Source organism: Gordonia sp. 852002-51296_SCH5728562-b (genome assembly GCF_001665475.1).
In the GTDB taxonomy this organism is placed as follows: Bacteria; Actinomycetota; Actinomycetes; order Mycobacteriales; family Mycobacteriaceae; genus Gordonia; species Gordonia sputi.
This window is the reverse complement of the sequence record NZ_LZMI01000123.1, coordinates 20,692-27,220: the sequence shown is the minus strand read 5'-3', so window position 1 is coordinate 27,220 and position 6,529 is coordinate 20,692. Positions and strand designations below refer to the sequence as shown.

At 63.8% G+C, this 6,529-nt stretch carries 7 protein-coding genes; 6 read left to right on the top strand and 1 reads right to left on the bottom strand.

The annotated features are described in order from the left end of the window. The 6 genes from A5766_RS20465 to A5766_RS20440 form a co-directional block, all read left to right on the top strand. Positions 1-468: enoyl-CoA hydratase-related protein (locus tag A5766_RS20465; RefSeq protein WP_231894749.1), on the top strand; the 468-nt coding region annotated here is incomplete at its 5' end. 55 nt (positions 469-523) lie between these two features. Further along, positions 524-952, top strand: a complete 429-nt coding sequence (locus A5766_RS20460) for a type II toxin-antitoxin system Rv0910 family toxin (protein ID WP_005203056.1) — start codon at positions 524-526, stop codon at positions 950-952. A 101-nt stretch (positions 953-1,053) separates the two neighbouring features. Further along, on the top strand, positions 1,054-2,418 hold the full coding sequence (gene gdhA / locus A5766_RS20455) for an NADP-specific glutamate dehydrogenase (RefSeq protein ID WP_411349267.1): 1,365 nt from the start codon (positions 1,054-1,056) through the stop codon (positions 2,416-2,418). Between the two features lie 118 nt (positions 2,419-2,536). Continuing rightward, a complete protein-coding gene (locus tag A5766_RS20450; protein ID WP_064906173.1) occupies positions 2,537-3,001 on the top strand; it encodes an SRPBCC family protein in 465 nt (154 codons plus the stop codon). 103 nt (positions 3,002-3,104) lie between these two features. Continuing rightward, a complete protein-coding gene (locus tag A5766_RS20445; protein ID WP_064906171.1) occupies positions 3,105-3,749 on the top strand; it encodes a dihydrofolate reductase family protein in 645 nt (214 codons plus the stop codon). An 87-nt stretch (positions 3,750-3,836) separates the two neighbouring features. Then, positions 3,837-4,925 carry a hypothetical protein gene (locus A5766_RS20440; RefSeq protein ID WP_064906169.1) on the top strand — a complete coding sequence of 363 codons (1,089 nt, stop codon included), beginning with the start codon at positions 3,837-3,839 and terminating at the stop codon, positions 4,923-4,925. A 27-nt stretch (positions 4,926-4,952) separates the two neighbouring features. Here A5766_RS20440 and A5766_RS20435 read toward each other — a convergent pair whose 3' ends face one another. Further along, the gene (locus A5766_RS20435; RefSeq protein ID WP_005203065.1) at positions 4,953-6,512 is read right to left on the bottom strand and encodes a serine hydrolase; all 1,560 of its coding nucleotides are present in this window, start codon (positions 6,510-6,512) and stop codon (positions 4,953-4,955) included. Between the last annotated feature and the right edge of the window lie 17 nt (positions 6,513-6,529).

Below are 6,529 nucleotides of genomic sequence, written 5' to 3'. Positions count from 1 at the left end.
CTGCCCGCCGACGCCCGCATCGCCTCCGACGACGCCAAGTTCGGCTTCGTGTTCACCCGTCGCGGCTTGGTGCCCGAGGCGTGCTCGTCGTGGTTCCTGCCACGCCTCGTGGGCATCCCGATAGCGCTCCGATGGACGTATGGCGGCCAGATGGTCAGTGCCACAGAGGCATTGGACGCCGGCCTGGTCCAGCAGGTTGTCCCCAAGGATCAGGTTGTCGACACCGCGATCGCCGTGGCACGCGACATGACCGCCGACAGTGCCCCCGTGTCGGTTGCTCTCACGCGTCAGTTGATCTGGCGAATGGCCGGTGCGCCGAGCCCTCGCGACGCACACGAGGCAGATTCGAAGGCCATCTTTGTCAGGGGTTCCATGACCGACGTCGCCGAGGGCGTGACCGCGTTCCTGGAGAAGCGTCGAGCGGTGTTCACCGACAAGGTGTCGAGCGATCTGCCCGAGATTTTCTGATCGTCGGCGCAACCCACCCACCAGCGAGTCCCACATCCTCGAACGGAAGGTACCCATGGCCGACGTCGACGTGAGTGTCGAATCGAATCTCTCACCCGAACAGGCGTGGAATCTGGCGTCCGACCTGTCGCGGTTCCCCGAATGGATGACGATCTTCGGCGGTTGGCGCAGTGACCTGCCAGACCAGATCACCGTCGGGACCCACGTCTCGTCGCTGATCAAAGTCAAGGGATTTCGCAACGTCATCCACTGGACGGTGACCGAATACTCTGAGCCAGAAACGATTTCGCTCTCGGGCCACGGCATCGGCGGGGTTCGGATCGGTCTTCGAATGACGGTGACGAAGACGACGAACGGTTCTCGATTCCACCTCAACGCCACTCTCGACGGCGGCCTGCTGAGCGGACCCATCGGCCGCCTCGTCGCCAAGGTCATCACCTCAGACGTTCGACGCTCCATCGAGAATCTCGCGGCGCTCCGCTGACCGGAGAAGGCGTCCGCGATGCCCGACATGAGCGGTTTTTCTATCGGGCGATAGGCTCCAAGACGGTGTCCGGCGGCCTGACCGGCCGTTTCGGCGAGCGTATGGAGGTGTGTGAGGTGTCGTTCTTCGACGAGAAGGTGCAGGATCTCTACGACGAGGTGGTGGCCCGCAATCCGGGCGAAGTCGAGTTCCATCAGGCGGTACGGGAGGTGTTCGACAGCCTCGGCGCCGTTCTCGTCAAACACCCGCACTACGCCGACTCCGGGATCATCGAGCGGCTCTGCGAGCCAGAACGTCAGATCATCTTCCGGGTTCCGTGGGTCGACGACGCCGGAGCAGTTCGGATCAATCGGGGTTTCCGCGTCGAGTTCAACTCCGCGCTCGGACCGTACAAGGGTGGCCTGCGTTTCCACCCGAGCGTCTACCTCGGAGTGATCAAGTTCCTCGGTTTCGAGCAGATCTTCAAGAACGCGCTCACCGGCCTGCCCATCGGCGGCGGCAAGGGCGGCTCGGATTTCGATCCCAAGGGTCGATCCGACGGCGAGATCATGCGGTTCTGCCAGTCATTCATGACCGAGCTGTACCGCCACATCGGCGAGCACACCGATGTCCCGGCGGGTGATATCGGCGTCGGCGGTCGGGAAATCGGCTACCTCTTCGGGCAATACAAGCGCATCACCAACCGCTACGAGTCCGGCGTACTCACCGGAAAAGGATTGTCGTGGGGCGGCTCGCAGGTGCGGACCGAGGCCACCGGCTATGGCGTCGTCTTCTTCGCGCGCGAGATGCTCAACGCCAGGGGACAAGACCTCGACGGCAAGCGCGTCGTCGTCTCCGGCTCCGGCAACGTCGCGTTGTATGCGATCGACAAGGTCCACCAGCTCGGCGGCCGGGTTGTGGCCTGCTCGGATTCCGGTGGCTACGTCGTCGATGAGGACGGTATCGACCTCGAGCTCCTCGAGGAGATCAAGGGTGTTCATCGCGGGCGTGTCGCCGACTACGCCGAGAAGCGCGGTGCACCAGCACATTTCGTGTCCTCGGGCTCGATCTGGGATGTGCCGACAGACATCGCGATTCCCTGCGCCACCCAGAACGAACTGAACGCCGACGACGCCACGAACCTCATCGCGCATGGCTGCACCGTCGTCGCCGAAGGCGCCAACATGCCGTCCACCCCGGAGGCGATCAAGGCCTTCGCGTCGTCGGATGTGCTGTTCGCTCCCGGTAAGGCCGCCAACGCCGGCGGCGTCGCGACAAGCGCACTCGAGATGCAGCAGAACGCTTCTCGCGACTCGTGGAGCTTCGAGCACACCGAACTACGACTGGCCCAGATCATGCGAGGCATCCATGAGAACTGCCTGCGGACAGCCGACGAGTACGGGGCGCCCGGCGACTACGTGCTCGGCGCGAACATCGCGGGGTTCACCCACGTCGCCGACGCGATGCTCGCGCTCGGGGTGATCTGACGCGCCGCGCCGTTGCCGCACACCCGGCTGACGGTTGAGCCCTCAGCTGACCGTCCGCCACCGTTGCTGTTTCGCCGACATGGTTGCCAAGCGTCGGCGGCTTCGGCACGGTGGAGGTATGAGCGAACACACGAGTGTCACGGTAGAACGAGTCATCGATGCACCGGCCGACCAGGTCTTCGACGTGCTCAGCAATCCTCGGCGACACCCAGAACTCGACGGTTCGGGATTCGTCCGCAGCGTCGACCATGCCGATCGGATTCAGGAGGTCGGCGACGTATTCACCATGAACATGGAGGGTGCGCACATGGGCGGGGAGTACAAGACCGACAATCACGTCACCGGTTACGCGAAGGACAAACTGCTCGCATGGCAGACCGCGCCGGCCGGCACCGAGCCTCCCGGCTGGGAATGGGTGTGGGAGCTCGAAGCCCAGGGGCCCGACAAGACGCTCGTGCGTCACACCTACGACTGGTCGAAGGTCACCGACAAGGACCTGCTGAAGAAGGTGAGCTTCCCGCTCGTCACCGAGGAGCAGCTCGAAGACACGCTGGGCAGGTTGGCAGCCGCGGTCAGCAGCTGAGAACCGGCGGCGCCATCACCGATGAGTTCCGCGCACGCGCGTGGTCAGTCGTAGGGTGACTGCGATCAGCGGTCGCTGACGACGAGGACTAGGGAGTTTCACGATGGCACGCAAGGCGCAGGTACGGGTCGACCTGATGAACGTTTCGCTCGACGGCTACGCCGCGGGCGATCACATCACGCTGGACGAGCCGATCGGCGGTGCGGGTGAACTGTTCGGCAACTTCGACGGACGTGTGATTGCTGGAGTCCAGAATGCGGATGCACCGATCAGCGCGGACCGCGTCTTCTCCAGCGTGTGGGGTCAGGGTGTCGGCGTGGAGATCATGGGCCGCGGCAAGTTCGGGCCGCAGCAGGGCGAGTGGCCCGACGATGGATGGCGCGGATGGTGGGAAGACGAACCCCCGTTTCAGACTCCGGTGATCGTGTTGACCCACTACGAGCGCGAACCCGTCGAGTTCGACAACGGAACCGTCTTCCATTTCGTCGACGCCTCGCCCGCGAAAGCGCTCGAACTCGCACTCGACCTCGCAGACGGGCTCGACGTGCGCATCGGCGGCGGACCGTCGACCGTGAATCAGTTCCTTCGCGACGATCTCGTCGACTTCATGCATCTCTCCATCAACCCCATCGTGCTCGGCGGGGGAGTGTCGTTGTGGTCAGGCCTGGGCGGGATTCACACACGCTTCGACATCGAGTCTGTGCCGACGTCGACCGGGCTGATCCATCAGTTCTGGAACCGTAAGTAGCGACGAGAAATCGCAAGCACGTCCCGATCACGTTTTTTGCTGGATACACTCATTCGGTCAGCGTCAACGGCCTCTGGGATACGGGCTATGCGAGTGAAATGGGCAGCAACGCGCGCGTTGGTCGTCGTCGCGTCGATCGCCCTGTTCGTCGGTTCGATTCTGGTCGGGTCTTCGGCAGCCCGTGCCGATGTGATCGCGCCCGCCGCTGGCTACGGCTTCGCCCAGGGCGCCCCGCACTTGACCATGAGTGCGGCGGATCTGAATCGGGAACTCGATGCTGTATCGAAGACGAACGGCCAGTGGTTGCGCGTACTCGTCAACTGGTCGGCGATCGAGAGCACGAAGGGCACGTACAACTGGGCGGTGACGGACCGGGTGATCTCAGCGGCACGTGCTCACAAGCTGAAGGTGCTCTCGTTGGTGTTGTCGACTCCGGCATGGGCACGACGCGGGGGCGCGTTGGCGTGGATGTACGCACCCCCGTCAAACCCCGCGAGCATTGCCCCGTTCCTGAAGGCTTTCATCAACCGCTACCCCGACGTGAGACGTCACGAGATCTGGAACGAGCCGAACCTGCCGGCCTTCTGGGGGTTGTATCCGGCGAATCCCACCGAGTACACGGCGTTGCTGAAGGCGTCGTATACCGCGATCAAAGAGGTACAGCCGTCGTCGACTGTCGTTGCCGCGGGCATGAGCCCTGGCGCCGGCGCCGTCGACTTTGTCACCAAGATGTACGCCGCGGGTGCCAAGAACTACTTCGATGCGACTGCCATGCACCCGTACGTGTTTCCGAAGGGCATAAACTCAACGCCCAACGGCTGGAGCGAGACTCAGCAGATCCGATCGGTGATGACGTCGAATGGCGACTCCGGCAAGAAGATCTGGCTTACCGAAATGGGTGCTCCGACCCGACCGGCTGCGGGGACATCGGGTTCCAGCAACCTGGGTCTTGGCTCACTGGGATTCGGGGCAACCGACATGGTGACCCAGCAGGAGCAGGCGACGCAGATCGTCGACGTTCTGCGGGCGGCCGGACAGTCGGGCTATTGCGGCCCCGCGTTCATCTACTCGGTTCGGGACCAGGGAACGTCGTCGAATAATCGGGAAGACAACTTCGGTGCGCTGCTCACCAACAACTGGCAGCCAAAGATCGCGGCGACGGTGTTGGCGAAATAGGACCGACGGCATGCGCGACGTCGCCCCTCACGACCGCACAAACACCCCGTTGTTGGACGCGTCGTCGTAGTACTCGATGGACATGCCGGGGCCGTCGAAGGTGACCTTGGAGATCGACCCGGGTTCGGCGTTCTCGTTCTGCAGCGTGAACGTGTAGGTGTTGCCGTCCCAGTGACGCAGTTCGCGCTTCGTAACGCCGCCGGGGCCCATGTCGAGCATCAGCTTGCCACCGTTGTCGCGAACCTCGGCCTGCCCGTACACCGGGTTCTGGTAGACGCCAACGTATGTCGAAAGCGGCTGCGCTGGTGTCGGATTGGCGGGCGGGGATTGCCCCACCAACGATCCCACAGGCTTACTCATGTCGGCAAATGCGTTGCCGTAGAGCGTTGCCCAGTCGTGCTTCACCTCGCCGAACTGCACGATGTCGGCAAACTTGCCGGTGAGCGTCTCCGCGGCACCGATGGGCGCGGCGTTGGTCAACGCCACGATGCCGAGGTCGGCCGAGGGGATCATCAGGAAGGTGGTACCCGCACCGCTCGCGAACGCACCCGAGTGACTGAACTGCGTACGCCCCGCCTCGGTGACCGATGAGTTGAAGCCGTACCCGTAGAAGCCGGCACGATCGTCGGGAGCCGCTGCGGGAGACGACACGATCTGTGGAGTCAGCGCTGGCGTCAGCGCGTCGGCGTCGACGATTCGCTGCCCGGAACTGGTCGTGCCGCCTGCGAGCACCATCGACATCCAGTGCGCCATGTCGTTGACCGACGACGACACCCCGCCCGCGGGCGACTGCGCGTCAGGTTGCCGCGGATACGGCGACACGACCCACTGCCCGTTGGACTTGATGTGCCCGACCGCGCGATTGTCGCGGCCCGCGAAGTCGGAGTAGCGAGAACTGGTGCGCGACATGCCCAGCGGGCCGTAGATCTCGTTCTGCGAGAGGGTTGCCCAGTCGGCGCCTGCTTTGTTGGCTGCCGACGTCGCGGCTGCGGTGAGGCCGAAGTTAGTGTAGTCGTAGGTGATCCGGAATGGGGAAAGTGGCATCGCTGACAGTCGGCTGATCACTTGCTCCCGGTTGTACCCGAGATCTTCTATCTTGTCGCCGGCATGCTCGGGTAGTCCGGAGCGGTGGGCGTACATATCGGCGATCGTGACGTTGGAGGTGACGTACGGATTGGACAGCGCGAAACCTGGATAGTTCGTCGCGACCGGCGTGTCCCAACCGACGACCTTGTCGGTGACGAGCTTCGCGATCACGGTCGAACCCACCGATTTGGATACCGACGCCAGCTGGAACACCGTGTCTGCGTTCACCTTTGCGCGAGTGGATACGTCGGTGACTCCGAAACCCTTGGCGTACTTGACTTCACCGCCCTGCACCACTGCTACAGCCAGACCTGGAATCTTGGTGCGCGACATCAGGTCCGATACCAAACCGTCGAGCCTGCCCACGGCGTTGCCCACCGCGTTGTCGGGCAGGGGATTGGCCACGGCCGCATTGGGATCGGCCGGCTGAGATGACTCCGACGGCTTACTGCTCGACGTGGTGGTCGAGCATGCGGCCAGCGGCAGAGCCACCGCCAGCACGACCGCACCCAGGACGC

Coding starts and splice junctions, on each gene's coding strand:
- A5766_RS20460 (WP_005203056.1), top strand. CDS start 524: ATGGCCGACGTCGACGTGAGTGTCGAATCGAATCTCTCACCCGAACAG.
- gdhA (WP_411349267.1), top strand. CDS start 1,054: ATGGAGGTGTGTGAGGTGTCGTTCTTCGACGAGAAGGTGCAGGATCTC.
- A5766_RS20450 (WP_064906173.1), top strand. CDS start 2,537: ATGAGCGAACACACGAGTGTCACGGTAGAACGAGTCATCGATGCACCG.
- A5766_RS20445 (WP_064906171.1), top strand. CDS start 3,105: ATGGCACGCAAGGCGCAGGTACGGGTCGACCTGATGAACGTTTCGCTC.
- A5766_RS20440 (WP_064906169.1), top strand. CDS start 3,837: ATGCGAGTGAAATGGGCAGCAACGCGCGCGTTGGTCGTCGTCGCGTCG.